The organism is Streptomyces sp. NPDC056486 (assembly GCF_042795295.1).
GTDB lineage: Bacteria > Actinomycetota > Actinomycetes > Streptomycetales > Streptomycetaceae > Streptomyces.
Map to the genome: position 1 here is coordinate 1 of NZ_JBHTSF010000019.1, position 26,935 is coordinate 26,935.

The window sequence follows — 26,935 nt, forward strand, 5'->3', positions numbered from 1 at the left end:
CGGGAAGGAGATAGAGGCCGGAGAGGAAGAACGTCATCTTCGCGTCGTGTTCCTCGGCCAGTCTCAGGAAGCGCGCGAAGAGGCCGTTGCCGACCTCGCCCGCCCCGTCCCAGGAGAAGACCACGAACTGCGGGGGCTTCTCACCCGGCTCCAGGGGGACGGGCGCGTCCGGCTGCTTCGGCTGTTTCCCCGTATACGTCGTCGAACCGTCACCGATCGGCTTCGCCCGACGCTGCTTCCGCTGCGCGCCGTGCTGGCCGCCCTCTCCCTCACGCCCGTGCCCCTGCCCCCGTCCGGACGGCGGCGGGGAAGCGGAATCCTCGGATCCCCACTCCTTCACGCCGCACCCGGTAAGGCCCGCACCCGCTGTCACCGCAAGTCCGAGACCCAGCGCGTGCCTTCGGCCGACCGAGCGCATACTCACTCCGTTCACTCGCTTCCTGGTCGCCACCATGTGTAGACCGCAGGAAGATAAACGAATCAGATGAATATGTGATTTTTATGGATTTTGACCTGCCCTCCATGGTCACCGTGCGTCATGGCATGCGGAGACTGGGGCCCTGTGTCGCCCAGGAAGTGACGGAACGTAAGAAGTGATGGCCCATCAGTGGCTTCGCAGTGGTCCATCAGAGGGCAGTCGCCGGTACCTCAAGTTCGCGGTCGATCCCACCCGCACGGAGGGGAGCGGATCACCTGTCAGGCAGATCGCCCGTCATCCGCGTCCTGCCTGACGTGACCAAGAGCGAGCCGGAGCAGCCGGCCCACGAGAGGCCGGCGCCGGCGAGACCGATGCAGGAGCGGCTCCCCGCCGCCGAGACCTGGCGGGCGCTGTACGGCTACTTCCGCCCGCACCGCGCGGTGGTCGCCCTGGGTGCCCTGTGCACACTGATCGGCGCGGCGACCGGCCTCGCCCAGCCGCTCGCCGCGAAAGCCCTGGTGGACCGGCTCGGCAGCGACGACTCGATCACCGGGATCATCATCCTGCTCACCGCGCTCGTGGTGCTCGGCACCGCCATCGAGTCCGTCGGCGCCTACATCCTTGAACGCACCGCCGAATCCGTGGTGCTCGCGGCCAGGCGCACCCTCATAGGGCGGCTGCTGCGGCTGCGCCTGCCGGAGGTGGAGCGCACGCAGCCCGGCGACCTCATGTCCCGGATCACGTCGGACACGACACTGTTGCGCGCGGTCACCACACAGTCCGTGGTGTCCACCGTCGCGGGCGGGCTCACCTTCATCGCGACGATCGTGATGATGGGCCTCATGGACGTCGTCCTGCTCGGCGTCACGCTCGGCGTGATCGTGCTCATCGGCGGCGCGATGGCTCTGGTCATGCCCAAGATCGCGCAGTCGACGGAACGGGCCCAGGAGGCGGTCGGCACCATCTCGACCGCGCTGGAGCGCGCGTTCGGTGCGTTTCGCACGCTCAAGGCCTCGGGCGCCGAAGAGCGCGAGACCGCAGCGGTGCAGGCCGCCGCGCAGGAGGCCTGGCGGCACGGCGTGCGGTCCGCCAAGTGGCAGGCGGTGGCCTGGAGTTCGGTCGGCTTCGCCGTGCAGGTCTCGTTCCTCGCGGTCCTCGGCATCGGCGGCGCGCGGGTCGCTTCCGGGGCGATCTCGGTCTCGACGCTCGTGGCGTTCCTGCTCTTCCTCTTCTATCTGATCGACCCCGTGTCCCGTCTCGTCGAGGGCGTCACGCAGTACCAGGTCGGCTCGGCGGCCATCGCGCGGATCGTACGGGCGGAACGCCTGGAGACGGAGGACGTCACCGAGCCCGCGGGCAAGACGGGTAAGGCGAGCAAGGCGGACGAGCCGGGGCGCCACGGCCCCGCCGCCGTCGCCTTCGAAGACGTGACCTTCCGCTACCGCGAGGGCCTTCCGTACGTCCATCACGGCGTGAGCTTCGACATCCCGGGCCCCGGCATGACCGCCTTCGTCGGCCCGTCGGGCGCGGGCAAGACCACCGTCTTCGGCCTCATCGAGCGCTTCTACGACGCGACCGGCGGCCGCGTACTCGTCGACGGCCGTGACGTGCACGAGTGGCCGCTCGCCGAACTGCGCTCCGTCATCGGCTACGTGGAGCAGGACGCGCCCGTCCTCGCCGGGACCCTGCGCGAGAACCTCCTCTTCGGGGCGCCCGGCGCGACCGGCGACGAGATCCAGGACGTTCTCGTACGCGCCCGCCTCGCCACGCTCGTCGAACGGTTGCCGGACGGCTTGGAGACGCTGGTCGGACACCGCGGATCCCAGCTGTCCGGCGGCGAACGCCAACGCGTGGCCATCGCCAGGGCGCTGCTGCGCAAGCCGCGCCTCCTGCTCCTCGACGAGGCGACCTCACAGCTCGACGCGGTGAACGAACTGGCCCTGCGCGACGTCGTCGCCGAGGTTTCCCGCGAAGTGACGGTCCTCGTGGTGGCGCACCGCCTCTCGACGGTGACGCTGGCCGACCGGATCGTGGTGATGGACGCGGGGCGGGTCCGCGCCTCCGGCACCCATGAGGAGTTGGTGGCGGCCGATCCGCTGTACGGGGAGCTCGCGGCTACGCAGTTCCTCGCTACGACGGCATGACCGTCCCGGCCGCCGATATCTACTGGCCCCGCACATGACCTTCCGGGTTGGATGGCGGGCATGACCAGTGGGCGTGGGCGCAGGCGAGCGGAACTGTTCGTGGACGAGGAGCGGGACGGCCGGCTCGGCGCACGGACCACCGGCGACGAGCGGCACATGCTCGTCGATTTCCTCGCGGCCCAGCGTGCGACGCTCGAGCTGAAGTGCGCCGGGCTCGAAGCCCAGTTGGCCCGGCGGTCCGTGGAGCCCTCCACGCTCTCGCTGCTCGGCCTCGTCCGGCACCTCGCCGATGTGGAACGCCGCTGGTTCAGGCGCGTCCTAGCCGGTCAGGATGTGCCGCTCCTCTTCGGCTCGGACACGGACCCTGACCAGGACTTCGACGGCGCCGTGCCCGATCCGGCCGTGACGGCCGCCGCCTGGGAGGCCTGGCGCGCCGAGGCGGCCTTCGCCGACCGCTTCGTCGCCGAGGCGCCCGATCTCGACATCGAGGGCCACGACGGCTGGCGCGGAACGGTGTCGCTGCGCTGGGTGCTCATCCACATGGTCGAGGAGTACGCGAGGCACAACGGCCACGCCGATCTGCTCCGCGAGCGGATCGACGGCGCGATCGGCGTGTAGCGGCGCGTGCGCCCCAACCACCCTCCTCCAACTGCCCGGAGAGCATCCATGACCGCCTTGGACGACCTCGTACGCCCGGACCGATACCCGCGCTCGTCCGGCTACGACCCGGCCTGGCTGCTCGGCCTCGACATGGGACCCCACCCGCTGTGGCTCCTGGAGAACCTCGCCGAAGACCTCGATCTGCGCCCCGGGATGCGCGTGCTCGACCTCGGCTCCGGCAGGGGCGCCACCTCGGTGTTCCTGGCCCGCGAGTACGGCGTACAGGTCGTCGCCGCCGACTGGTGGATCGCCGCGGACGAGGCGGCGGCCGTCTTCGCCGAGGCCGGGGTGGAGGACCGGGTGGATGCGGTGCGGGCGGAGGCGCACGCCCTGCCGTTCGAGGAGGAGAGCTTCGACGCCGTCGTCAGTGTCGACGCGTTCGAGTACTTCGGCACGGCGGACAACTACCTGCCGTACCTGCTGCGATTCCTGCGCCCGGGCGGCCAGTTGGGCATGGCGACCCCCGCGATGACCCAGGAGATCCGCGAACTCGGCGCGATCCCGCCGCACATCAAGAATCTCGTCGGCTGGGAGGCGCTCGCCTGGCACACGGCCGAGTGGTGGCGCTTCCAGTGGGCGATGACCGAGCTGGTGACGGTCACCTCCGCTCGCCTCCAGAAGGACGGCTGGCAGGACTGGCTCCGGTGGACGCGGGCCTGCGCCGAGCACCTCCCGGACGGCCGCGCGGCGAACCAGCCGGTGCTCGACATGCTCACCGCGGACGACGGAGAGTTCCTCACCTTCGCCCTGCTGACCGCGCACAAGAACGGAGCACCGCCGCAGGGCACCTACGGGGCGGCGGAATAGACGAGCGTGACGAGGTCGTGCCACCCGGTCTCCACGCGTTCGAGCGGCAGGCCGCGCTCGACGATCAGGTGATGGACCAGCGCGCTGTCGATGGAGCCGAGCAGGGTGTGTGCGAGGAGCTCGGTATCGCCCGGGACGCCCGCCTGGCGCAGCAGCATCGCGACGTGTGTGAAGCGCAGGCGGTTCGCCGGGACGTCGTAGGTGCGCAGCGGATCGGTCCGGGAGGACAGGATCAGTTCGTGGTGGTCGCGTTCGTGGCGGATGAGGGCGGGGCCGAACGCGTGCAGGCGCTCCAGGGGCGGGGCGTCGGGGCCCAGCGGGGCGGGGCCCGAGAGGAAGGCGGCCTGGAGCTGCTGCTCGTGGTGGTCGAGCAGGGCGACGAGGAGCCCGGTGCGGTCGCCGAAGCGCCGGAAGACGGTTCCTTTGCCGACTCCGGCCGCCGCGGCCACCGCGTCCATGGTCAGCTGCGCGGCCCCGCAGCAGGTCATCAGCTGGGAGGCGGCCTCAAGGAGGCGCGTGCGGTTGCGTGCCGCGTCGGCCCTGAGCGACGGCGTTCCGCCGACCGGGGCGAGCCCGAGCTCAGCCGCCCCGCCCGGTGGGTCGGGCGACGAGGGGAGGGGCGGGAGAGCGGAGCCGGTCATGGGTCAAGCGTAACGCCGTGAGCAGCTAAGTGGACCGCGGTCCGGATAAGTGGTACAACTTTAAACGGACCTCGGTCCGCTTGTTCTCATGTCCCGCAGGTGAGTTCCGTCCGCACCTTTTTCAGGAGTTCCGCCATGTCTGTACGCATCCTCGCCCTCGTCGGCAGCCTCCGCGCCGGCTCCCACAACCGCCAGCTCGCCGAGGCCGCCGCCAAGCACGCGCCCACGGGCGTGGACGTCGAGCTGTTCGAGGGCCTCGCGGACGTGCCCTTCTACAACGAGGACATCGACGTCGAAGGCAGCGTCCCGGCCGCCGCGGCCCGGCTGCGCGAGGTGGCAGGCAGCGTCGACGGCTTCCTCCTGTTCTCGCCCGAGTACAACGGCACCATGCCCGCCGTCCTCAAGAACGCGATCGACTGGCTGTCCCGCCCGTTCGGCGCCGGTGCGCTCTCCGGCAAGCCGGTCGCCGTCGTCGGCACCGCGTTCGGCCAGTACGGCGGCGTGTGGGCGCAGGACGAGGCCCGTAAGGCCGCGGGTCTCGCCGGTGGCGCGGTCCTGGAGGACGTCAAGCTGTCCATCCCCGCCTCCCTGACGCGCTTCGCCGAGACCCACCCGGCCGACGACACCGAGGTGGCCACCGCCCTCACCGAGGTCGTCACCCGCCTCACCGAGCAGGCCACGCCCGCCGCGGCCTGAGGCTTGCGCAAGGGCGGGTCGATACGGCTAGGCGCAGTCGAAGCGGTGGGTGCTCGGGCGGTCGGGACAGGGGCGGCACTCGAAGAGGTAGACCCCGCCCACGTCGCCGAACATCATCCCCGCGTGTTCGTACCGCACCTCGTGGTCCTCGACCGGAGTCCAGGCCCGCGAGGATTCGGCATCGCCCTCGGCGCTCTCGAACGTCAGCAGATGCTCCATCGGCCGGCCGCACTCTGTGCAGGCCGGCCATTGCGGGTCCTGGCCCCAGCCGGGATATCCGCCCAGCTTCGTGCCCGGAGCAGTGGAGAGGTGGCACTGGTAGTCCCACCCGGTCTCCTTCTCCACCTGCTCGAAGCGCCCCTCCAGCGCGCCCCAGATGTCGTCCGCGAGATCCCAACTGGGGTACTCCGTCACCTGTTCCGGATGTATGACGCAGGGCCGCGGCACGTACTTCTCGTGCTGCTCGGCAGGTACCGGCGGCGCCTCGAGCACCTGTCCCACCGCGCCCGCGTTCCGCCATTGGACCTGAGGGACCACCCACTGGCCGCCGCTGTGCCGACGCGGGCACCACACCACCTGAAGCAGGTCGCACCCTTCCGGGAAGGGGATGACGTGCGGGAGGTGGGCCCGGTAGAGCTGCGCGACGGCCACCATCGGCGCCCCGCCGTGCTCGGCGCACACCGGCCACGGCTCCTGCGCAGGCCACAGCAGTGGGCCACCGACCGAACTCTCGCGGTACGTCGGGTCACCCGCGCGGGGATGGAGCCGCACCGCCTCCTTCTTGAAGCGGACGACCTCCGGGAAGAGCTGCTCCACGTTCACGGGGCGCGGCGGCGTGTGGCGGGTCACCCGCCAGAGGATATGCGGGGAAGGAAAAGCGCTTTCGTGGCACGCGGCCGGGAGGCTAGCCTGCCGACACCACGTGAGTCCTGAGGAGTCGAGATCGAGATGCCCGGTCACTGAGCACGCGTTGACGTCGTAGGTCGCCATCGACCTGTCATCGCGTGCTGCCCCCGAGCTGCGGCACGGCGAACCTTTCTCTGCCTCAAGGGGTCCCTGTGCCGTCCCTTTCTCGTGCCGTTTCTCGTGCTGTTTCCGCGCGCCCTCCTTCGAGCCTGTGGCGTGACGCCGACTTCCGCAAGCTCTGGCTGGGGCAGACCGCCTCGCAACTCGGAGCGCAGGCCGGGCAGGTGACCCTGCCGCTCATCGCCGTGCTGGCACTCGACGTCGGCGCCGGTCAGCTCGGCGCCCTGCGTGCGGTGGAACAGGCGCCGATCCTGCTCTTCTCGCTCTTCGCCGGTGCGTGGGTGGACCGTCGGCGCTCCCGCAACGTGATGGTCGTCGCGGATCTCGGACGCGCTCTGGCGCTGGCCACGGTCCCTCTCGCGTACGTACTCGGAGTGCTCGGGATTCCGGCGCTGCTCGTGGTCGCCTTCCTCGTCGGTGTCCTCAGCGTCTACTTCGATGTGGCCTACCAGGCCTCGCTCGTACGGCTGTTGGACCGCGATCAGCTGCTGCCGGGCAACAGTGCGCTCGAGGGCAGCCGATCCGCGGCACAGATCGGCGGGCCCGCGCTCGGCGGCGCGATGGTGTCGCTGTTCTCCGCGCCGATCGCCACTGTGGTCGGCGCGTTCTTCTTCGCGCTGTCCTTCCTGTCGATCCGGCGCATCCGCCGACGCGAGTCGCTCCCGGAGTCGGTCGAGGGGACCGCCGAGCAGCCCTCGCGCATCCGGCGGCAGATCCTGGAAGGTCTCCACCTGGTGGTCGGCAATACGTCGTTACGGGCCGTGGGTGTTGCCACGGCCCTCTTCCAGTTCTCGTTCGCCGCCGTGATGACCGTCTATCTGCTCTTCCTGCCACGCGAGTTGCACCTGTCGGGCCTGGCGGTCGGCATGGCGCTCGCCGCCATGGGGCCGGGCGCGGTGGTGGGCTCCCTGCTCTCGGCGAGGCTGCCGGGGAGGTTCGGTTACGGCAGGGTCCTTGTGGCCTCTGCGGTGCTCGCCGACGGCGTGATGCTCTGCGTTCCCGCACTGCACGGCCCCTCAGCCGTGACCATCGGCTCGCTCATGGCGATCAACTTCTTCTTCGGCGTCTTCAGCCAGCTGGTCAACGTCACGGCCATGGCCGTACGACAGGCCATCACGCCCGTCCGGATGCAAGGGCGTGTCGTCGCGACCATCAACTTCGTCGGCATGGGACTGACACCGCTCGGTTCGCTGCTCGGCGGTTTCCTGGCCGGGGCGTGGGGGCTGCGCACAAGTCTGCTGCTCACCGCCGTCTGTCTGGCACTGTCCCCGCTTTTCATGGCGTTTTCCCCGCTGGCGCGCCTGGGCAATCAGCTCCCGGACGAGGACGACATCGCCGTCCGGCGACGGGCGCCCTAGATTGGCCCTCATGTACTCGACACAGGTGTCCGGTCATGTGAATGCCCCGCGTGCAGCCGTGTACCGGGCCCTGCTTGACGCGGACGCGATCGCACGGTGGCGGGTGCCGGACGGCATGAGCAGCCAGGTGCACACCTTCGACGCGTGCGAGGGCGGGCGGTTCCGCGTCTCGCTCACCTACGACGAGCAGTCCGGCACCGGCAAGTCGGCCTCGCACACCGACACGTACCACGGCCACTTCGCGAAGCTCGTGCCGAACGAGCAGGTGATCGAAGTGCTCGCCTTCGAGAGCGCGGACCCCGCGCTGCGCGGCACGATGACGATGACGACCACACTCACCGACGCGGACGGCGGAACCGATGTCCTCGTCGTGCACGAGGGGCTCCCCGACAGCGTCCCCGCCGCCGACAACGAGACGGGGACGCGTATGGCGTTGGCGAATCTGGCCCTGCTCGTCGAAGGGGCGCGGTAGCAGCCGCGAGCCGCGCAGCGGATGGGGTGGCTCAGCTCCGGGTACGTCCGGACAGGGTCGCCGCCAGCGCGACGACGGCGAGCAGCGCGATCGCGGGCGCCAGCGCGGCGGCCGTGCCGTGGCGGAGCTGCAGCAGCCCGCCCACGAGGGCACCGGCGAACATCGCGGCGACCGACACGAACCTGCGTACGGAAGCCGGGCCGAAACGGTCGGCGGCAAGCCCGGTCAGGGTCCGAGTGAGGACCGTGGTGTTCAGATCGGGTACGGCGAGCTTGCCGACCACGGCGTTCTGCAGCCCCATGCCGAGCGCGAGCAGCACGATCAGTACGTGTCCGGCGCCGGCGGCCAGGTCGAGCACCAGGGCCGCCGCCACCAGCACGGCGTGCGCCGCGACAAGGAGCGCGAACAGCCGGTGCGGCTCCGCGACCCGTGGCGAGAGCCGCCCGCCCACCCACGCTCCGACCACGAACGCGCCGACCGCGAGGAGCGACGCCGTCGCGGACAACTGCACGTCGCCCGCGAGCGCGAAGCCAAGGAAGACCACATTGCCGGTCATGTTGGCGACGAAGACACGGTCGAGGCCCAGATAGCTGACGGCGTCGACAAGACCCGTGACAAAGGTCAACAGGACGAGGAGCGGAGGCAGGACGCCGTGGTGGCCCTCGGCGTCGGGGAAGAGGAGAGCGGCGGCCCGGACGAGCAATGAGTTCATACCATTTCTTCGGCAGGGACACGCGGTGGCCCGACCCGCGTGTGCCTGTCTCCCCAGCCGGCTACCTCCCCACCTCCCACGCCCGGCGCACATCGCCACGGAGGTCCTCACGGGCCGTCCAGCGGTGGCCGATGACCGTCGTGGTCCTGCGGAGGGTGTCGTACGGGGCCCAGCCGGGGTCGCCGGTGCGGGCGAAGCGGACCCAGGCGGCGTGCATGCGCGGAGCCAGATCGGGAGGAGGGGCGCCGGGGCCGAACAGCGCCTCGGGACCGATGAGTTGCGCCGGGTCGAGGCCGAAGACGAAGGGGAGCTCCATGGTGTGGGTGGCACCGAGCGTGCCGTCGAAGGCGCGGGAGCGCCAGTCGAACCGGTAGCTGTAGGTGGCGCCCGCGGACCGGTCGGCGTGCGCATCGGCGAGTGCCCAGCTCCCCGCGCCGAACAGGGCGTCGCCCATGACGGCGGAGCGCAGCTGCCCCGGGGTGGCTGCGGGGTGCGCCGCGCGGTACGTGTCGAGGAGCAAGTCCGGCCTGGGGTGGGAGCGTTCGGCGGCGGCCCGCACATCGGCCATGGCCGAGGTGGCGTAGGCACCCGAGGGGACGAGATAGAGGTTGCCTTCCTCGGCGTTGGTGCCGATGAGGAGATCGATGTCGGTGCTGCCGTGCCCGGCGGCGATGGCGTCGGCGGGCTGGCGGTCCGCGACCACGCTGAAGGGGCTGAGCCCGATCAGCGGGTCGTAGGCGGTTCTGGTCCGCAGGTCGATCCCGCCGATGCGGGCCGCGGCCTCGACCAGGCGTGCGTCGGGGACGGCGTCGAAGGCGTCGGCGTGCGGCGCGATGCCCAGCGCGGATGCTGCCGCCTCCGTCACCCGGGCGGCCTGCTCTGGCGAGAAGGCGCCAAGGCCGCTGCCGCTCTGCACGATGGCCCGCCGGACCAGGCCCCTGCTTTCCGGCGCGGCGATAACGGCACCGGTAAGAGTGGCGCCCGCGGACTGGCCGAAGAGCGTGACCTGGTCGGGGTCCCCGCCGAACGCGGCGATGTTCTCCCGTACCCAGCGCAGGGCGGCGAGGATGTCGAGCAGACCACGGTTGCGCGGGGCTCCGGGCAGGTCGAGGAAACCGGCGATCCCTAGGCGGTAGTTGACGGTCACCAGGACGACGCCGTCGCGCGCGAAGGCGGTGCCGTCGTACAGGCTCGCCCTGGTCGAACCCGCCACGAAGCCTCCGCCGTGCACGAAGACCATGACAGGCAGGTCCGGGTCCTGCCCCTGGCGGCCGGGGCTGTCAGGGGTCCAGATGTCGAGGGTGAGGTAGTCGTCGCCGGGGACCCAACCGGGGCCGAAGTAGGGGGACATGTCGATGGCGCCCAGGTTCCGCTCGGCCTGCGGTGCGGTCGGGCCCGCGGCGGTGGTGTCCCGGACGCCGTCCCACGGGGCGTGCGGCGCAGGTGCGGCGAAGCGTCCTGTGCGGGCCGGGGGCGCGGCGTACGGGATGCCGCGGAAGACCGTGAAGCTCTCGTGCCGGGCGCCGCTGACCGCGCCCTGCGCTGTGGTCACGGTGCGGTTCGTGGTGCGGTTCGTGGTGAGGTTGGCGGTGCGGTTCGCGGTGGTCATGCGTTCGTCACCTGCGCCTCGTCCTCCTCCGCACGCACGTACGGCGTGAAGGGCGCCCACCCCTTGATGGCGAACGCGTCGCCCGAGCGCTCGACCTCGGCGGCGCCGTGGCCTCCCAGGTGTGCGGGAACGACGAGCGCGTTGCGGTCGGCCGCCCAGCCGAGGATCCGACGGCGGGTGGCGCGGGCACCGACGGGGTCCTCGCAGAAGCAGCTGTTGTGCTCCGGGTCGACGAGCTGGACGGGGCTGTGCAGCAGATCGCCGACGAAGACCGCACGGTCCGTGCCGCTGACGAGGGTGAGGACGCTGGAGCCGGGGGTGTGTCCGGGGGCGGTGTCGAGGCGCAGATTGTCGTCGATCCGGTGGCTTCCTTCCCACAGGTGCACCTGTCCCGCCCGGTGCACGGGAGCGACGCTGTCCTCGAAGACGTTCTGGTTGCCGCGGCCGAGCAGAGGCTTGTGGCCGTTGTCAGGGTTCCAGAAATCGAAGTCGTCCTTGGGAAGCAGATAGGTGGCGTTCGGGAAGGTGGGGACCCAGTCCCTGCCGTCCAGGCAGGTGTTCCAGCCGACGTGGTCCACGTGCAGATGCGTGTTGATCACGATGTCCACGTCTTCGGGGGCGACACCGGCGCGCCCCAGGGTGGCCAGGAAGTCGGTGCGCAGGTGACTCCACACCGGGGAGTATGGGCGCTCCTTGTCATTGCCGGCGCCGGTGTCGACGAGGATGGTCTTTCCCTCGCTGCGCAGCAGCCAGCTCTGGACCGCGGCGTTGACGATGTTCGTCCGCGGGTCGAGGAAGTCGGGCGCGTGCCAGGCGTCGTTGTCGCGCCAGGCGTCCTCCCGGCTGGTGGGAATGAAGGCGCCGGGCGTCATGCCGACGGGGCCGTAGTACTCCTTGACGCGGGTGACGGTGACGTCGCCGAGCTCGATCTGTTCCGTCTGTCCCGTCAGTTCCGTCAGTTCCATGTGTTCCATCGGGGTGCTCCATGGCTGGGGGTTGGCCGGCTTCGGATCACCACCGTCGTCGCATCCGCGCAGGTCATCCAGACCCGCCGCTGCCTACCCCGCGCAGGGTCAGGCTGTCGCGCACGCGCCGATGCAGACTGGGGGACATGGGTGAACGAGGCAGGCTCGGCGACTTCCTGTACGCGCGACGCTCCCAGCTGCGTCCCGCGGACGTCGGCCTGAAGGATTACGGTGACCGGCGGCGCGTGGCGGGCCTGCGCAGGGAGGAACTCGCGTTGCTCGCCGGTGTCAGTGCCTCGTACTACACGAGGCTGGAGCAGGGCCAGTCGGTAGGTGCGTCCCCGGAGATCCTGGACGCCGTCGCCCGGGCCCTGGGCCTCGACGAGCCGGAGCGCGGGCATCTGCACGACCTTGCCGACGCAGGCAGAAGGCGGGCCCCGGCCCGTCGACCGCGGCCTGAGCACGTGGGGACCACCACGCTCCACCTGCTGAGCACTCTGGAGGGCGTCCCTGCACTGGTCAGCGGCCGTCGCGCCGACGTGCTGGCCTGGAACCGGCTCGGCCACGCGCTGTTCGCGGCGCACGTCAGCCCCGACAGCCCGGAGCGGGCGGCGGAGCGCCCCAACCTCGCCAGGATGCTGTTCCTCGACCCCCACACCCGCGCGTTGTACACCGACTGGACCGCGAAGGCCAAGGCCGTCGTCGAGAACCTGCGGATGGTCGCAGGACGCTACCCCGACGACACGCTGCTCACTTCACTCATCGGTGAACTCACCGTCAAGAGCGCCGAGTTCGCTGCCATGTGGGCCGACCATGGGGTGCACCCCTGCGACTTCGCCAGCTACGAGATGCGCCACCCCCTCGTGGGCACCCTCACCGTGACCCAGCAGAGCCTCAATCTCCCCCAGGCGGCGGACCAGACCCTGGTGCTCGCCGTCACCGATCCCGACTCACCGTCGAGGGAAGCGGTGACCCTCCTCGGACAAGCCGCCGCCGAAACCGCCGCTGACACCGCCACCGCCACCGCCGCTCCCACCCCTACGAGAAAGCCCTAGGACGGCCCGCGACCCTGCAACGCGGTCTGCCAGCCCGGCAGTTCGGCCTCGCGCACCGGCGCCGCACGCCGCCCGCCCCGCGCGAAGAAGTCGGCGAGCGGCAGCGTCGCCGCGCCGACCGTCACCGCGTCCGGGCCCAGGCGGCCCAGGTCGATGGTGACCCGCCCCGCCGGGTAGGAGAGGGCGTAGGTGGGGATGTAGCGCTTCACCGCGGTCAGGAAGCGCTGCCCGAGCTGGAGCCCGGCCCAGCCGCCGACGAGGATCCGCTCCGGCTGGAAGAGGTTGATCAGGTCGGAAAGGCCCGCGCCGAGGTACTCGGCGGTTTCCTCGAGCACCATCAGGGCCGTCGGGTCGGCCGCGCCGTCGCCCTCAGGGTAGGCGGCGTTGAGCATGGCGGTGAGCGCGTGTTCCTCGTCCGTGCCCCCGGGTGGGCGCCCGCCGGCCTCCTGCCACCGTTCGAGCAGCGCCTCGGCACCCGCGTACGCCTCCAGGCACCCCAGCGACCCGCACCGGCACCGTCTGCCCTGCACCCGCACCGTGAGGTGCCCCCACTCGACGGCGCGGCCCTGCTCCACGTCCTCGGTGACGACGCACGCGCCGACACCTGATCCGAACAGCACCACCACCGCGTTGCGCGTCCCGCGCCCGGCGCCGAACCACATCTCAGCCTGGCCGAGCGTCTTGGCCCCGTTGTCGATGAAGTACGGTACGGAGTCCGGGAGTTGGGCTGCTCCTCGACTCGCGTCCCGCAGCAGCGACTCCAGCGGTACCGCGTTCCAGCCGATGGTCTGACCGTGCACGACGGCGCCGAGTTCGCCCTCGCGCGCGACGATTCCGGGTACGCCGATTCCGACGCCGAGCAGTCCCTCGTCCGTGACGCCCGCCGTGGCGAGCACCTCGCCGATCCCGTCGCGGATATGCTCCGCGATGCCGCCGACGTCATGGCCCTTCAGGGTCAACGGCCTTTCGGCGCGGGCGAGTTCGGAGAGGGAGAGATCGAAGAGTTCGACGCGTACGCGGGTCTCGCCGACGTCCACGCCGATCAGCTGACCGCGCCCCGGTGCGACCCGAAGGAGCGTACGCGGGCGTCCGCCGTCCGACTCCACGCTGCCCGCCTCCTCCACCCACCCCTCCGTCACCAGCTCGGCCACGACGTTGCTGATGGAACCTGAACTCAGCCCGGTGGCGGGGCCGAGCGTGAAGCGGCTCATCGGTCCCTCGAAGTACAACCGCTGCAGTACGGCGGCGCGGTTCTCCCGCCGCAGGTCGTGCACCGTGCGCCCGTTGCGCTGCCCAGCCATGTGGTTCCTTCCGGCCTGCTCTGCCTCGAAGTTGGTTCTGTGTGACCCCTTGACGGTATCTTCCCTGCCGGTTTAACTCACGTCCTAAATTAAGTCATGAGGCCATTCAAGAGTTGAACGCAGCGCTGCCTCCAGCCGGCGCTGAGCCATCCGCCCCGTGACTCCCTCCGGAAGGGACACCTGGAGCCATGCGCAGAATCCGAGCCGCCGCCGTAGGCGCCGCCACTCTCTCGCTCGCCCTCACCGCGTCCGCCTGTGGCGGCGGTTCGACCACGGGCGGCGAGGGGTCCAACGACTCGCCGAAGACGCTGACCTACTGGGCGTCGAACCAAGGACCCAACCTCGAGGCGGACAAGAAGATCCTCAAGCCCGAACTCGCCAAGTTCGAGAAGCAGACGGGGATCAAGGTGAAGCTCGAGGTCATCCCCTGGTCGGAGCTGCTCAACCGGATCCTGACCGCGACGACGTCCGGCCAGGGGCCCGACGTCCTGAACATCGGCAACACCTGGAGCGCGTCGCTGCAGGCCAGCGGAGCCCTGCTGCCCTGGGACAAGAAGAACTTCGCCAAGATCGGCGGCAAGGACCGCTTCGTGGAGTCCGCGCTCAGTTCGGCCGGGGCGTCGGGCAAGGATCCGGCCGCCGTCCCGCTGTACTCCATGGCCTACGCCCTCTACTACAACAAAAAGATGTTCAAGGAGGCAGGCATAGACAAGGCGCCCGCCACCTGGGACGAGATGGTCGAGGACGGCAAGAAGATCTCCAAGGGCGGCAAGTGGGCCCTCGGCGCGGAGGGGGCGAACCTCTCCAACAACATCCACCAGGTCTTCGCCCTCGGCAAGCAGCACGGCGCCGACTTCTTCACCCCGGACGGCAAGCCCGACTTCACCTCCGACGGCGCGGTCGCGGCCGTGAAGCAGTACGTCGACATGATGGGGAAGGACAAGATCGTCGCCCCGGGCAACGCCGAGTACGCGCAGAACCAGTCCCTGAGCGACTTCTCCAAGGGCAAGACCGCGATGGTGCTGTGGCAGGCCGCGGCCACCACCTTCAAGTCGCAGGGCATGAGCGACGACGAGTGGGGCGTGGCGCCCGTGCCCGTCCAGTCCGGCACTCCGGGCCAGGGCAAGGCCACCAACTCGATGGTCGCCGGCATCAACATGGCCGTCTTCAAGAACACCAAGAACATCGACGGCTCGCTGAAGTTCGTGAAGTTCATGACGAGCGACGCGGAGCAGAAGCTCCTCTGCAAGTCCTACGGCTCCGTGCCGCCCGTCAAGGCGGCACAGGAGGACGCCGCCTTCGACCGCCCCGAACTGAAGGTCCTGCGCGACACCCTCGCCAAGAGCGCCGCGCCCCTGCCCCAGGTGGCCAACGAGTCGCAGTTCGAGACCGCGGTCGGCACCGCGGTCAAGAATCTCTTCGCGAAGGCCGCCGACGGCGGTGCGGTGACCACCGCGTCGGTGAAGGCCGAACTGGTCAAGGCTCAGCAGCAGATGTCCCAGCAGTGAGTGATACGACCGTGACTACTGGGACCACTGGGACCACGACCGTCGTTCAGGATGCCAAGGAGCCGTCCGAGAACGCCCCGGAGAAGCAGCGCAGCCCGCGCCGCCGCCCCGGACGGCTCCGCCGCATCGGCCTCCCGTACCTCCTGCTGCTCCCCGCCCTCCTGCTCGAACTCCTCGTCCATCTGCTGCCGATCGTCATCGGCGCCGTGATGAGCTTCAAGGAGCTCACCCAGTTCTTCATCCGCGACTGGGGCGCCGCGCCCTGGTCGGGCCTGGACAACTACAAGGTGTCGGTGGACTTCGACGCGCCGGTGGGCGAGGCGCTGCTGCACTCGTTCTTCGTCACCTGCGCGTTCACGCTCCTGTCCGTCGGCCTCTGCTGGCTGATCGGGACGACCGCCGCGATCTATCTGCAGGAGTCGTTCAAGGGACGGGGCTTCCTCAGGGCGCTCTTCCTCGTCCCGTACGCACTGCCCGTGTATGCCGCGGTGATCACCTGGGGCTTCATGTTCCAGCGTGACAACGGCCTCATCAACCACGTCCTTCACGACCAGTTGGGCCTCACCGACAGCGCCCCGTTCTGGCTGATCGGCGACAACAGCTTCGTCGCGCTGCTCACCGTGTCGGTGTGGAAGGGCTGGCCGTTCGCCTTCCTCATCATGATGGCCGGGCTGCAGAACATCCCCAGGGAGATGTACGAGGCGGCGGCGCTCGACGGCGCCGGAATGTGGCAGCAGATCCGCCGCATCACGCTGCCGTCCCTGCGCTCCGTCAACCAGGTCCTCGTGCTCGTCCTGTTCCTGTGGACGTTCAACGACTTCAACACGCCGTACGTCCTGTTCGGCAGGTCGGCGCCCGAGGCCGCGGACCTGATCTCGATCCACATCTATCAGTCCTCGTTCGCCACCTGGAACTTCGGCACAGGCTCCGCCATGTCCGTCCTGCTGCTCCTGTTCCTGCTCGCGGTGACGGGCGTCTATCTGTGGATCACCTCGCGCGAGAGGAAGTCCGTGCATGTCTAGCGTCCGCATGGCCACGCGGCCCCGCGGGGCGGCGAAGCCCCGGTCGCCGATGGCGGCTCCCCGGTCCTTCCTCTGGTCGCGACGGATCTTCCTGACGCTGCTCACGGGCTTCGTGCTGCTCCCGGTCTTCGTGATGGTGTCCAGCTCGCTCAAGCCCCTCGAGGACGTGTCGGGCAAGTTCCGCTGGATTCCGAGCGGGCTCACGATCCGCCCGTACATCGACATCTGGAAGACCGTTCCGCTGGCGAAGTACTTCATGAACTCGCTGATCGTGGCGGGCGCGGCCACCGTCTGCTCGGTGGTGATCGCGGTCTTCGCGGCCTACGCCGTCAGCCGCTACCAGTTCCGCGGCAAGCGCGTCTTCACGGTGACGGTCCTGTCCACCCAGATGTTCCCCGGCATCCTGTTCCTGCTGCCGCTGTTCCTGATGTACGTCAATATCGGCAACGCCACGGGGATCGCCCTGTTCGGCTCGCGGGCCGGGCTCATCCTCACCTATCTGACCTTCTCGCTGCCCTTCTCGATCTGGATGCTGATCGGGTACTTCGACTCGGTGCCGCGCGACCTGGACGAGGCGGCGCTCGTCGACGGCTGCGGCCCGATCGGCGCGCTCTTCCGGGTCGTCGTACCGGCCGCGATCCCCGGCATCGTCGCGGTCGGCGTCTACGCCTTCATGACCGCATGGGGAGAAGTGCTCTTCGCCTCCGTCATGACGAACGATGCCACCCGCACCCTCGCCATCGGTCTGCAGGGCTACTCCACCCAGAACGACGTCTACTGGAACCAGATCATGGCCGCGTCGCTGGTCGTGAGCATCCCGGTGGTGGCGGGCTTCCTCCTTCTCCAGCGCTATCTGGTCGCCGGCCTGACCGCCGGAGCTGTCAAGTGACCTCTTCCCTTCCGTCTCATCGCCTGGCAACAAACCCGTCTGAGAGGACGTCTGTGTCCGAGCTCATCGACCTTGCCGCACTCCCGCACGACTTCGCGTGGGGCACGGCCACATCGGCGTACCAGATCGAGGGGGCCGTCACCCAGGACGGCCGGTCTCCTTCGATCTGGGACACCTTCTCGCACACCCCCGGAAAGATCGACAACGACGATCACGGTGACGTGGCCTGCGACCACTACAACCGCTGGCGCGAGGACATCGCGCTGATGAAGCAACTGGGCACCAACGCCTACCGGTTGTCCCTCGCCTGGCCGCGCGTCGTGCCCGGCGGTGACGGGCCGCCCAACGCCAAGGGCCTCGACTTCTACGACCAGTTGATCGACGGACTGCTCGACGCGGGCATCACGCCGTCGGTGACCCTCTACCACTGGGACCTGCCGCAGGTCCTCCAGGACCGCGGCGGCTGGCCCGAGCGCGAGACGGCCGAGCACTTCGCCGCGTACGCGTCCATCGCCGCCGAGCGCTTCGGTGACCGCGTCACCCAGTGGACCACGCTCAACGAACCCCTCTGCTCGGCCTGGATCGGCCACCTCGAAGGCCGGATGGCACCGGGCCTGACCGACCTGACCGCCGCCGTGCGCGCCTCGTACCACCTGCTGCTCGGGCACGGCCTGGCCACCCAGGCGATCCGCGCCGCGGCGCCCGGCGCGCAGATCGGCATCGTCAACAACCTCTCCACGGTCGAGCCCGCGAGCGAGAGCCCCGAGGATGTCGCCGCCGCCCGCCGGGTGGACGGCCACACCAACCGCTGGTGGCTCGACCCGATCCACGGCCGCGGCTTCCCCGCCGACATGCAAGAGGTCTACGGCGTCGAACTTCCCGAGCGTGCGGGCGACTTGGCGAACATCGCGCAGCCGCTCGACTGGCTGGGGCTGAACTACTATTTCCCGGCCGTCGTCTCCGACGACCCCACGGGTCCCGCGCCCTACGCCCACCAAGTGCGCCGCGAGGGAGTGCCCCGCACCGGCATGGACTGGGAGATCGACGCGAGCGGCATCGAGACGCTCCTGCTGCGCCTCACGAACGAGTACGGGGCGCGCAAGCTGTACGTCACCGAGAACGGCTCGTCCTACCCCGACGTCGTACGCCCCGACGGAACGATCGACGACCCGGAGCGCACCGACTACCTGGTCCGCCATCTCGCGGCCTGTGCGAGCGCCGCCCGCAAGGGAGCGCCCCTTGCCGGGTACTACGCGTGGTCGCTGCTCGACAACTTCGAGTGGGCCTACGGCTACGACAAGCGGTTCGGCCTGGTGCACGTCGACTACGAGACGCAGCGCCGCACCGTCAAGGGCAGCGGCCGACGCTATGCCGACATCATCCGCGGCCACCAGGGGAGCGTGAGCCGCGCCGCCTGACAGGGCCCGCGCGTGCCGACAGCGGCTCCCGGCTCTCCGCCGATCCGGGGGCCGCTGCGGCGTCCTTGCCCCTTCTTCAGGTGGAGTTCGGGGTGGCCTTTCGGCTCTCCTTCGCCGCCGCGCCCGTGCACACGAGGCCAAGGAGGAGGGTGAGGCCGCCGATGATGACGTTGGTGAGGATGACGCCCATGTCGGGGCTCGTGCCGACGATCCACGGCGACACGATCATCCATACGCCCATGGCGCACATGGCCCAGCTCAGGCCGTACATCCTGGCCGGTGCGACGGTGAATCCAAGACCCAGCAGGCCGATCGCGATGCCCATGATGAGGTTGTGCGTCGCGAGGACGGGCTGGCTGGTGGTGAAGTGGACCACCCAGGGGGAGATGGCACAGAAGAGACCCGTGAGAAACACGGGCCCGTCCACGAGTGCCACATCGCGTCCACCGAGTACGCGGGCGTACCGATCCCGCATCTCGGATACGTCAGGGTGAGCGGCTATGTCTCCCCTGTGTGAGACGTCGGCCATGAGACTCGTCTCCTCTGGTTCGTGCAGGCCTGATCACATCGCGCGGCGGGATGTCGCGCACATCCATTCTGCTCTTATTTTTTCCTTATGTGTAGTTATAGGTGATTTATTCCATGCGGCGTGCGTGACTTTCGGTCCGGCGGGGAGATGGCCTTGGTCCCCGGGATCAGTGAAGAAGGTCCCGTATCCGAACCCGTGATCTGCGGAACCACAGGCAGGACCGCAGAAACTCGGGTGAGGAGAAGGCGCTGTGACAAGGGACATCGGAGTGCTCGCGGGAAGCCGCGGGCCGCGCGCCCTGCGGAAGGCGGGGGGTGCGCCGTGCTGGCTGAGTCTGGCCTCGCGTGACACCAAGGCCGCCAAGGAGTTCTACGAGCGGGTCCTGGGCTGGTGTCATGTGCCGCTGCTCGGCTCGGCGGGCACCGCACGCTCCCTGGCCCTGAAGGCCGGAGTGCCGGTGGGGACCATCAGTGAGGCCTCCTGCGACCTGGGCGTCCACGCGGGCTGGATGCCGCATTTCGCCGTCGACGACCTGGACCACGCGGTGGGACGGCTCCGCGACCGGGGCGCCACCGTGGCGGTCGGGCCGCTGACCACAGCGGCCGGACGAGCCGCCGTGGCGGCGGGGCCCCACGACGTGGTGTTCGGTCTGCGGCACCGGGCCCCCGACCGCCGCTGGACGCCGGCGGAGGGTCCGGTGGCCCGGCTCGAACTGCACACGGGGGACGTCTTCGCGGCGGCCCTCTTCTACGGTGGTGTGCTCGGCTGGGCGGACGAGCTCGGCGACAGCTGCCAGGTGGAGTACTCCGGCGGGGACATCCTGGTGCGTGACGGACCGCGCCAGGTCGCCGCGCTCAAGGAGGGAGCGGTGCCGGGCTTCGAGGGGCGCCGCCACTGGCACACATGCTTCCGCGTGGCCGATGTCGACGAGGCCGCCGACGCGGCCGCGGTCTGGGGCGGACGTGTCATCTCACCACCGCGGGGGTCCCATGCCCTGCGGGAGGCCGTGCTGGCGGATCGCGAAGGGATTCCCTTCGCTGTCGTGGCGGAGTGAGGCATGCCAGTCGAGAGCATGAAGGGCGATCAGGAGCGGTCGCGGGGTGAGGCCGTCGGGCTGCCCTGGATCGAGGAAGCCGACCAGGTCGCGCCTGCGGACGCGCGGGAACTGTCGAAGCTCTTCTTCGAACGGCTCCGGACGCTGGAGAGCGGCTCGCCCGACCACACGTACACGCGCGACACCCTGATCGAGATGAACCTCGCCCTGGTGCACTACGTCGCGGGCCGCTACCGCAATCGCGGCAACGGGCAGCTGGAGGATCTCGTCCAGGTCGGGATCATCGGCCTCATCAAGGCGATCGACCGGTTCGACGTGAGCCGAGGGTGCGAGTTCGTCTCGTTCGCCGTGCCCTGCATCCTCGGCGAGATCAAACGCCACTTCCGTGACACCAGCTGGGCCGTGCACGTCCCGCGCAGGCTGCAGGAGCTCCGGGGCGAACTGGTCAAGTCCCAGGAGCGGCTTGCTTCCGTGCTCGGTCGTGAACCTACGGTCAAGGAGCTGTCGGCCGACTTGGCGGTGGCCGAGGAGCAGGTCCTGGAGGCGGTCGTGGCCGCCAACGGCTACGCGGCAGGCTCCCTGGACGCCCCGCAGGACCCGGGCGAGGCCGGCGACACGTACAAAGGCGGCCGCTCGCTCGCCGAGGCCATGGGCGCCCCGGACCCCGCCATGGAGGTCTTCGAGCACCTGCACGCCCTGGCTCCGCTCCTGGCGGAGCTCGACGAGCGCGAGCGCCGCATCATCGAGATGCGCTTCGGCCAGGAGATGACACAGGCCGAGATCGGCACGGCCCTCGGCCTTTCGCAGGTGCATGTGTCGCGGTTGCTCTCCCAGACCCTCGACCGCCTGCGCAGGGGACTGCGGACGCGCGAATAGGTAAGGGGGCGGGACGGGGGCGGGGGACTGCCCGGCGCTCGTACGGGCGCATCGCCCCGACGCCCGTACGGGGGACCAGAACGCGCCGTCCCCCGCCCCGCCCGCTGGAATGAACGAGTGACCGCGCCCCCGGACGACTGCCTCGCGCGCAACGAGTGGATCTGCGGTGAGTATCTGAGCACCCGCCGCCAGATCATCGTCGACGCGGTCCTCCAGCATCTGGAGCTGACCGCGGTCTCCGTCCTCATCGCGCTCGTCATCGCCGTCCCGCTGGCCGTCGTCGCACGCCGCTGGGCCCTGGCGGCCGGTCCCGTCCTCGCGCTGACCACGGTCCTCTACACGATCCCCTCGCTCGCGATGTTCTCGCTGCTGCTTCCCGTGTACGGACTCTCCGCGTCCCTCGTCGTCGCGGGACTCGTCCTGTACTCACTGACGCTGCTCGTCCGCAACATCCTGGCCGGCCTGCGCGCCGTCCCCGAGGACACCCGGCAGGCAGCCCGCGGCATGGGCTACGGGCCGATCCGGCTCCTGCTCACCGTCGAACTGCCGCTCGCCCTTCCCGCCGCGATGGCGGGCCTGCGCATCGCCACCGTCTCCGCGGTCTCCCTCGTCACGGTCGGTGCGATCGTCGGCTTCGGCGGGCTCGGCAACCTCATCTACGCGGGCATGAACACCTACTTCAAGGCGCAGGTCCTGACCGCTTCCGTGCTGTGTGTCGTCATCGCCGTACTGGCCGATCTGCTGCTCCTCGGCGTGCAGCGGATCCTCACTCCGTGGACGAGGGCGGTCCGCTCATGAACACCATCAGCGATGCCTGGCAGTGGCTCACCGACTCGGCGCACTGGGCGGGCGACGACGGCATCTGGCACCGGCTCAGCCAGCACCTCGTCCTCACAGTTGTCTGCCTGCTGCTGAGCTGTCTGATCGCGCTTCCGGTCGCACTCGTCCTCGGCCATCTCGGCAAGGGCGGCGCCCTGGCGGTCAACATCTCCAACGTCGGCCGCGCGGTCCCGACCTTCGCGGTCCTCGTCCTGCTGCTCCTCACGCCGATCGGGAACTGGGGCGAGGGCCCCACCGTCGTCGCGCTCGTCCTGTTCGCCGTGCCACCGCTGCTCACCAACGCGTACGTCGGGATGCGGGGGGTGGACCGCAGCGTCGTACAAGCCGCGCGCGGCATGGGAATGACGGGTCGGCAGATGCTCTGGCGGGTCGAACTGCCGCTCGCGATGCCGCTGGTCCTCAGCGGGGTACGGATCGCCGCCGTACAGCTCGTGGCCACCGCCACGATCGCGGCGCTCGCGGGCGGCGGGGGACTCGGCCGGATCATCACGGCCGGGTTCAACCTCGCGAGCACCCCGCAGGTGGTGGCGGGCGCCGTCCTTGTCGCCGTGTTCGCGCTGATCGTCGAGGGGCTCTTCGAGATCGGCGAACGGCTCGCCCCCGGATGGGCGCGGGGGAGAGGGCGGACCGGATGAGGCGCCTCGCGAGACGGAGTGCGGCGGTCGCGGCCGGGGTCGCCCTGTCGCTGGCAGGCTGCTCATCGGGACCGTCCCTGGAGACCCAGGGCGAGGTCACCGCGCCGCCCGGCGACAGCCATCACCTGGTCATCGGCTCGGCGGGGTTCACCGAGAGCGATCTGCTCGCCCAGATGTACTCCCTGCTCCTGACGAAGGCCGGATATGGTGCGGAGATCCTCTCCGTGGCCAACCGCGAGCTGTACGAACCCGCTCTGGAGTCCGGGCAGATCGACGTCGTCCCCGAGTACGCGGCGACGTTCGCGGACTGGCTGAACGCCAAGAAGAACGGCGCGGACGCCGAGCCGGTCGGATCGCCCGACCTCGACGCCACCATGAGCGCTCTGCGCGGCCTCGCGATGCCGCGCGGCCTCACCGTCCTCGACGCGGGTAAGGCCGTCGACCAGAACGCGTTCGCCGTCACCGCGTCCTACGCGGAGCAGCACCACCTGAAGACCCTGAGCGACCTCGGAAAATCCGGCCTGAAGGTACGCCTCGCCGCGGGCGACGAATGCGTGCAACGCCCGTACTGCGAACCCGGTCTGAAGAAGGTCTACGGCATCGACATCACCTCCGTCGACCCCAAGGGCGTGGGTACGACCCAGGCCAAGAAGGCCGTACAGAGCGGTCAGGACCAGATGGTCCTGACCACGTCGACGGACGCCACGCTCGACGACTTCGGCCTGGTGCTCCTGAAGGACGACAAGAAGCTCCAGAACGCCGACTACATCGTCCCGGTCGTCAACCGCTCCCGCGCGGGCAGCGAAGGCGTCGCGAAGGCACTCGGCCGCCTCAACTCCGTACTGACGACGGCGGACCTGGCGTCCATGAACGAACAGGTGGACAGCTGGCGGCGACTGCCGCAGGACGTCGCGCGCACCTACCTGGAGGAGAAGCGGCTGCTGTGACGCCCGAGACGCCGGCCGTGCGGGTTCAGGCGTCTGCCACCGAGTCGAAATCCACCTGATCCCGGGCCACGCCCTGCGCGTCGGCGTCCACCGAGCGGCGCAGTGCCTCGTGCAGCTTCGCCGGGGTCAACACGCCGAGGAAGCGTGCCCCGTCGAGGACCGCGACCCAGCCCGCGTCGTGCTGGAGCATCACACCGAAAGCCTGCTTGAGCGGGGCGCCGACCGGGACCCACGCCTTCATACGATGGGCCAGATCGCCCACCCTGCCGCCCGCACCGGCCAGGGACACCTCGTCGATGCCGACCCAGCCGTGCAGATCCCCGTCCGTGTCCAGGACGACACCCCAGCGTGCGTCCTGCTCGCGAAGACGGGCCGCCGCGTGCGCGGCGGACTCGTCCAGGCGCACCACCGACGGCTGCTCCAGATCGTCCGCCTGGATCTCGGTGACCGAGAGGCGCTTGAGACCCCGGTCGGCGCCCACGAACTCGGCGACGTACGGCGTCGCCGGAGTGCCGAGCACCGCCCCTGGCGTGTCGAACTGCTCGATGCGCCCCTGCCCGTACACCGCGATGCGGTCACCGAGCCTGACGGCTTCCTCGATGTCGTGCGTGACCAGGAGAACCGTCTTGCGGACCGCCGCCTGCATCCGCAGGAACTCGTCCTGCAACTGCTCGCGCACCACCGGGTCGACCGCCCCGAACGGCTCGTCCATGAGGAGTACGGGCGGATCGGCCGCCAGGGCGCGCGCCACGCCGACGCGCTGGCGCTGGCCGCCGGACAACTGCTCGGGGTAGCGGGGGCCGTACGTCTTCGGGTCGAGGCCCACCAGGTCGAGCAGCTCGGCCGCCCGCGCCCGCGCCTTCGCCTTCTTCCAGCCCACAAGGGCGGGGACGGTCGCCGTGTTGTCGAGGACCGTCCGGTGCGGGAAGAGCCCCACCTGCTGGATGACATAGCCGATACGGCGGCGAAGGCGGACCGGGTCGACGTCCGCGATGTTCTCGCCGTTCACGAAGATGCGGCCCGCGGTCGGCTCGATGAGGCGGTTCACCATCATCATCGTGGTCGTCTTGCCGCACCCGGACGGTCCGACGAGCGTGACCAGTTCACCCTGGGCGACCTCGAAGGACAGCTCGTCCACGGCCATCGTGCCGTCCGGGTAGCGCTTGCTCACCTGCTCGAACCGGATCATGCACTCACGCTAACCGCGGCCTTCAGACTCCGCTCACCAGCACCACCTCCAGGGTGCGCGGGCCGTGCACGCCCTCCACCCGGTCCAGTTCGATGTCGCTGGTGGCGGACGGTCCGGAGATCCAGGTCAGCGGGCGGACGGGATCGAGCCGTTCGAGTGCCTGCGGGACGGAGGAGACGACCTGGTCCGGTACCCGTACGACACAGATGTGGTGATCGGGGACGAGCGTGATGCGCCGACGCCCCTGGTCGGGGCCGCCGTCCAGGACGATCGTGCCGGTCTCGGCCACGGCCACCGCGCAGCCGGTGACGACGCTGCTGACTTCGTCGAGATCACCCGGGGTGCTCGTGGCGCGGTCGGCGACGAGGGTCGCGTCGGCGGCCTCGAGCCAGTGCGGCGGCAGGCCGGGCGGCACGAGCACCGTCCGCGCGCCGCGTGCCGAGAGCAGGCGCATGAGCAGCGCGGGCAGCTCCTCGTCCGTGCAGCGGTGCACGCGCGCGCGATAGTCGGCGAGATTCTCCGCGAGCAGCTCGACGGTCTGCCCGGTGGTGCGGTCGCCGTGCTCGCGCAGATAGTCGCGGGGGAAGGACCGGTCGTAGTCGTACGTCTCCTTGTCGTCCGGGATGTCCGCCAGTGCCCGTCGGACGCGGCCCAGGATCTGGTCCCTGCTGCTCACTTCGTGCCGCCCTTCTCCGCCCGGCCGCCATCCGTACGCCGCCACCAGTCACGGAACGGCTCCGCCGGCACCTTCGGCAGATCCCGCGTCGCGCTCCACGCCCTGCCGGGTCCCGGAAGCGTGCGCGGATGGAAGCGCCGGGTTCCGGACGCAAGGCGCTGCCCGGCCCGCAGCGCCCCCGGACGGCCGAACGCCCAGCCTGCCGCACGCATCGCGGCCCGCTCGGAGGCGTGCCCCTTCGCCGGCCGCAGCGTCACCTTCGTGCCGTCCCGTACCACTTCGCCGCCCTGGACCACCCGCTCCCGCAGATGGACGAGGACTTCGGGGATGTCGATGGCCACCGGACACACCTCATAGCAGGCGCCGCAGAGGGATGACGCATAGGGCAGCGAGGCGTCGATCTCGCTCTGGGTGCCGCGGAGCTGGGGGCTGAGGATCGCTCCGATGGGGCCGGGGTAGACCGAGCCGTACGCGTGGCCTCCCGCTCGTTCGTACACGGGGCAGACGTTGAGACAGGCCGAGCAGCGGATGCAGCGCAGTGCCTGGCGGCCCACCTCGTCGGCGAGCGTGTCGGTGCGGCCGTTGTCGAGGAGCACCAGGTGGAAGGTGCTCGGGCCGTCCTCCTGGGTCGTGCCGGTCCACATCGACGTGTACGGGTTCATGCGCTCGGCCGTCGAGGAGCGCGGGAGCGTCTGGAGGAAGACCTCCAGGTCCCGCCAGGTCGGCACGATCTTCTCGATGCCGACGACCGAGATGAGCGTCTCGGGGAGAGTGAGGCACATACGGCCGTTGCCCTCCGACTCGACGACCACCAGCGTGCCCGTCTCGGCGACCATGAAGTTCGCTCCCGAGACGCCGACCTTGGCACGCAGGAACTTCTCCCGGAGGTGAAGACGGGCGGCCTCGGCGAGTTCGGCCGGGGTGTCGGTGAGTCCGTCCGGGGCGGGGCGGCCCCACTCGCTCATCTCGCGCGCGAAGATCTCGCGGATCTCGCCGCGGTTGCGATGGATGGCGGGGACGAGGATGTGGGACGGGCGATCCTTGCCGAGCTGCACGATGAGCTCGGCGAGGTCGGTCTCGTACGCGTGGATGCCCTCGGCCTCAAGGGCTTCGTTGAGCCCGATCTCCTGGGTGGCCATCGACTTGACCTTGACCACCTCGGTCTGGCCGGTGTCCTTGACCAGCGCGGTCACGATGCGGTTCGCCTCGTCGGCGTCCGCCGCCCAGTGCACGGTGCCGCCCGCCGCGGTGACCGACTCCTCCAGCCGGATCAGATGGCGGTCGAGATGGCGCAGGGTCTCGTCCTTGATCCGCTTGCCCGCCTCGCGGAGCTGCGCCCAGTCGTCGAGCTCGGCGACGGCACGGGCCCGTTTGTCGCGGATGGTGTGCGTGGCGTGCCGCAGGTTGGCGCGCAGGGTTTTGTTGCCCACGGCCTCGCGGGCCGCCGTCGGGAAGGCGGGCATGCCTACGAACGTGCTGCTCATGCCG

At 70.0% G+C, this 26,935-nt stretch carries 26 protein-coding genes and 1 pseudogene; 16 read left to right on the top strand and 11 right to left on the bottom strand.

The genetic code is table 11. The features are described 5' to 3' along the window. A pseudogene (locus tag ACFQ7F_RS10780) lies at positions 1 to 418 on the bottom strand (hypothetical protein); the annotation flags it as partial. A gap of 371 nt (positions 419 to 789) precedes the next feature. Between ACFQ7F_RS10780 and ACFQ7F_RS10785 the strand changes: the two are divergent. Genes ACFQ7F_RS10785 through ACFQ7F_RS10795 form a run of 3 tightly spaced genes read left to right on the top strand, consistent with a single transcriptional unit; the run spans position 790 to position 4,029 of the window. Next, a complete protein-coding gene (locus ACFQ7F_RS10785; RefSeq protein ID WP_383269102.1) occupies positions 790 to 2,562 on the top strand; it encodes an ABC transporter ATP-binding protein in 1,773 nt (590 codons plus the stop codon). 60 nt (positions 2,563 to 2,622) lie between these two features. Next, complete coding sequence (locus ACFQ7F_RS10790) at positions 2,623 to 3,180, top strand: DinB family protein (RefSeq protein ID WP_383269104.1); 558 nt, start codon at positions 2,623 to 2,625, stop codon at positions 3,178 to 3,180. Positions 3,181 to 3,228: 48 nt separating this feature from the next. Then, positions 3,229 to 4,029, top strand: a complete 801-nt coding sequence (locus ACFQ7F_RS10795; protein ID WP_383269105.1) for an SAM-dependent methyltransferase — start codon at positions 3,229 to 3,231, stop codon at positions 4,027 to 4,029. Here the strand turns inward: ACFQ7F_RS10795 and ACFQ7F_RS10800 are convergent. Further along, the gene (locus tag ACFQ7F_RS10800; protein ID WP_383269107.1) at positions 4,011 to 4,670 is read right to left on the bottom strand and encodes a TetR/AcrR family transcriptional regulator; all 660 of its coding nucleotides are present in this window, start codon (positions 4,668 to 4,670) and stop codon (positions 4,011 to 4,013) included. The two genes, ACFQ7F_RS10795 and ACFQ7F_RS10800, sit on opposite strands and share 19 nt — an antisense overlap. Positions 4,671 to 4,805: 135 nt before the next feature. Between ACFQ7F_RS10800 and ACFQ7F_RS10805 the strand changes: the two genes are divergently transcribed. Then, a complete protein-coding gene (locus ACFQ7F_RS10805) occupies positions 4,806 to 5,366 on the top strand; it encodes an NAD(P)H-dependent oxidoreductase (RefSeq protein ID WP_383269109.1) in 561 nt (186 codons plus the stop codon). Between the two features lie 27 nt (positions 5,367 to 5,393). On the opposite strand, the gene ACFQ7F_RS10810 is transcribed toward ACFQ7F_RS10805, so the two are convergent. Then, positions 5,394 to 6,215, bottom strand: a complete 822-nt coding sequence (locus ACFQ7F_RS10810; protein ID WP_383269110.1) for a DUF1963 domain-containing protein — start codon at positions 6,213 to 6,215, stop codon at positions 5,394 to 5,396. 209 nt (positions 6,216 to 6,424) lie between these two features. On the opposite strand from ACFQ7F_RS10810, the gene ACFQ7F_RS10815 reads away from it, so the two are divergent. Together ACFQ7F_RS10815 and ACFQ7F_RS10820 are read left to right on the top strand one after the other, a co-directional pair. After that, positions 6,425 to 7,750: an MFS transporter gene (locus ACFQ7F_RS10815; protein ID WP_383269112.1), complete on the top strand. Its 1,326-nt coding sequence runs from the start codon at positions 6,425 to 6,427 to the stop codon at positions 7,748 to 7,750. Positions 7,751 to 7,760: 10 nt separating this feature from the next. Beyond that, positions 7,761 to 8,222, top strand: a complete 462-nt coding sequence (locus ACFQ7F_RS10820; RefSeq protein ID WP_383269114.1) for an SRPBCC domain-containing protein — start codon at positions 7,761 to 7,763, stop codon at positions 8,220 to 8,222. Positions 8,223 to 8,253: 31 nt separating this feature from the next. On the opposite strand, the gene ACFQ7F_RS10825 is transcribed toward ACFQ7F_RS10820, so the two are convergent. From ACFQ7F_RS10825 to ACFQ7F_RS10835, 3 genes are all read right to left on the bottom strand, one after another. After that, entirely contained in the window at positions 8,254 to 8,934 is a 681-nt protein-coding gene (locus ACFQ7F_RS10825; RefSeq protein ID WP_383269116.1) for a YoaK family protein, read from the bottom strand. Positions 8,935 to 8,995: 61 nt separating this feature from the next. Further along, the gene (locus tag ACFQ7F_RS10830; protein WP_383269118.1) at positions 8,996 to 10,543 is read right to left on the bottom strand and encodes a carboxylesterase/lipase family protein; all 1,548 of its coding nucleotides are present in this window, start codon (positions 10,541 to 10,543) and stop codon (positions 8,996 to 8,998) included. After that, on the bottom strand, positions 10,540 to 11,517 hold the full coding sequence (locus ACFQ7F_RS10835) for an MBL fold metallo-hydrolase (RefSeq protein WP_383269119.1): 978 nt from the start codon (positions 11,515 to 11,517) through the stop codon (positions 10,540 to 10,542). The genes ACFQ7F_RS10830 and ACFQ7F_RS10835 overlap by 4 nt, the downstream gene beginning before the upstream one ends. 137 nt (positions 11,518 to 11,654) lie before the next feature. Between ACFQ7F_RS10835 and ACFQ7F_RS10840 the strand changes: the two genes are divergently transcribed. Beyond that, complete coding sequence (locus ACFQ7F_RS10840) at positions 11,655 to 12,563, top strand: helix-turn-helix domain-containing protein (protein ID WP_383269121.1); 909 nt, start codon at positions 11,655 to 11,657, stop codon at positions 12,561 to 12,563. Here ACFQ7F_RS10840 and ACFQ7F_RS10845 read toward each other — a convergent pair. Continuing rightward, on the bottom strand, positions 12,560 to 13,864 hold the full coding sequence (locus ACFQ7F_RS10845) for an ROK family protein (RefSeq protein WP_383269122.1): 1,305 nt from the start codon (positions 13,862 to 13,864) through the stop codon (positions 12,560 to 12,562). The genes ACFQ7F_RS10840 and ACFQ7F_RS10845 overlap by 4 nt on opposite strands. A 188-nt stretch (positions 13,865 to 14,052) precedes the next feature. On the opposite strand from ACFQ7F_RS10845, the gene ACFQ7F_RS10850 reads away from it, so the two are divergent. The 4 genes from ACFQ7F_RS10850 to ACFQ7F_RS10865 are packed head-to-tail and all read left to right on the top strand — an operon-like array spanning position 14,053 to position 18,701. Beyond that, complete coding sequence (locus tag ACFQ7F_RS10850) at positions 14,053 to 15,372, top strand: ABC transporter substrate-binding protein (protein ID WP_383269124.1); 1,320 nt, start codon at positions 14,053 to 14,055, stop codon at positions 15,370 to 15,372. 11 nt (positions 15,373 to 15,383) lie between these two features. Beyond that, the gene (locus tag ACFQ7F_RS10855) at positions 15,384 to 16,394 is read left to right on the top strand and encodes a carbohydrate ABC transporter permease (RefSeq protein ID WP_383269126.1); all 1,011 of its coding nucleotides are present in this window, start codon (positions 15,384 to 15,386) and stop codon (positions 16,392 to 16,394) included. Continuing rightward, complete coding sequence (locus tag ACFQ7F_RS10860) at positions 16,387 to 17,283, top strand: carbohydrate ABC transporter permease (RefSeq protein WP_383269128.1); 897 nt, start codon at positions 16,387 to 16,389, stop codon at positions 17,281 to 17,283. The genes ACFQ7F_RS10855 and ACFQ7F_RS10860 overlap by 8 nt, the downstream gene beginning before the upstream one ends. A 53-nt stretch (positions 17,284 to 17,336) precedes the next feature. Continuing rightward, entirely contained in the window at positions 17,337 to 18,701 is a 1,365-nt protein-coding gene (locus tag ACFQ7F_RS10865) for a GH1 family beta-glucosidase (protein ID WP_383269129.1), read from the top strand. A gap of 76 nt (positions 18,702 to 18,777) precedes the next feature. Here ACFQ7F_RS10865 and ACFQ7F_RS10870 read toward each other — a convergent pair whose 3' ends face one another. Then, on the bottom strand, positions 18,778 to 19,230 hold the full coding sequence (locus tag ACFQ7F_RS10870) for an SPW repeat protein (protein WP_383269131.1): 453 nt from the start codon (positions 19,228 to 19,230) through the stop codon (positions 18,778 to 18,780). Positions 19,231 to 19,480: 250 nt separating this feature from the next. Here ACFQ7F_RS10870 and ACFQ7F_RS10875 point away from each other — a divergent pair, with 250 nt between their 5' ends. The 5 genes from ACFQ7F_RS10875 (at position 19,481) to ACFQ7F_RS10895 (ending at position 23,582) form a co-directional block, all read left to right on the top strand. After that, positions 19,481 to 20,284 (top strand): VOC family protein, encoded by an 804-nt coding sequence (locus ACFQ7F_RS10875; protein ID WP_383269133.1) that lies wholly within the window; start codon positions 19,481 to 19,483, stop codon positions 20,282 to 20,284. A gap of 3 nt (positions 20,285 to 20,287) precedes the next feature. Next, entirely contained in the window at positions 20,288 to 21,160 is an 873-nt protein-coding gene (locus ACFQ7F_RS10880) for a SigB/SigF/SigG family RNA polymerase sigma factor (RefSeq protein ID WP_383269134.1), read from the top strand. 117 nt (positions 21,161 to 21,277) lie between these two features. Then, positions 21,278 to 21,958, top strand: a complete 681-nt coding sequence (locus ACFQ7F_RS10885) for an ABC transporter permease (protein ID WP_249591883.1) — start codon at positions 21,278 to 21,280, stop codon at positions 21,956 to 21,958. Further along, positions 21,955 to 22,635: an ABC transporter permease gene (locus ACFQ7F_RS10890; protein ID WP_383269136.1), complete on the top strand. Its 681-nt coding sequence runs from the start codon at positions 21,955 to 21,957 to the stop codon at positions 22,633 to 22,635. Before ACFQ7F_RS10885 ends, ACFQ7F_RS10890 begins: the two co-directional genes overlap by 4 nt. Continuing rightward, entirely contained in the window at positions 22,632 to 23,582 is a 951-nt protein-coding gene (locus tag ACFQ7F_RS10895; RefSeq protein WP_383269137.1) for an ABC transporter substrate-binding protein, read from the top strand. Before ACFQ7F_RS10890 ends, ACFQ7F_RS10895 begins: the two co-directional genes overlap by 4 nt. Before the next feature lie 25 nt (positions 23,583 to 23,607). Here the strand turns inward: ACFQ7F_RS10895 and ACFQ7F_RS10900 are convergent, their stop codons facing one another. From ACFQ7F_RS10900 to ACFQ7F_RS10910, 3 genes are read right to left on the bottom strand one after another with little or no spacing between them, the layout of a single operon-like run. Next, positions 23,608 to 24,771 (bottom strand): betaine/proline/choline family ABC transporter ATP-binding protein, encoded by a 1,164-nt coding sequence (locus ACFQ7F_RS10900; RefSeq protein WP_383269138.1) that lies wholly within the window; start codon positions 24,769 to 24,771, stop codon positions 23,608 to 23,610. A 22-nt stretch (positions 24,772 to 24,793) separates the two neighbouring features. Beyond that, positions 24,794 to 25,447: a lactate utilization protein C gene (locus ACFQ7F_RS10905; RefSeq protein ID WP_383269139.1), complete on the bottom strand. Its 654-nt coding sequence runs from the start codon at positions 25,445 to 25,447 to the stop codon at positions 24,794 to 24,796. Next, the gene (locus ACFQ7F_RS10910; RefSeq protein ID WP_383269141.1) at positions 25,444 to 26,931 is read right to left on the bottom strand and encodes a lactate utilization protein B; all 1,488 of its coding nucleotides are present in this window, start codon (positions 26,929 to 26,931) and stop codon (positions 25,444 to 25,446) included. Before ACFQ7F_RS10910 ends, ACFQ7F_RS10905 begins: the two co-directional genes overlap by 4 nt. Positions 26,932 to 26,935 lie beyond the last annotated feature (4 nt).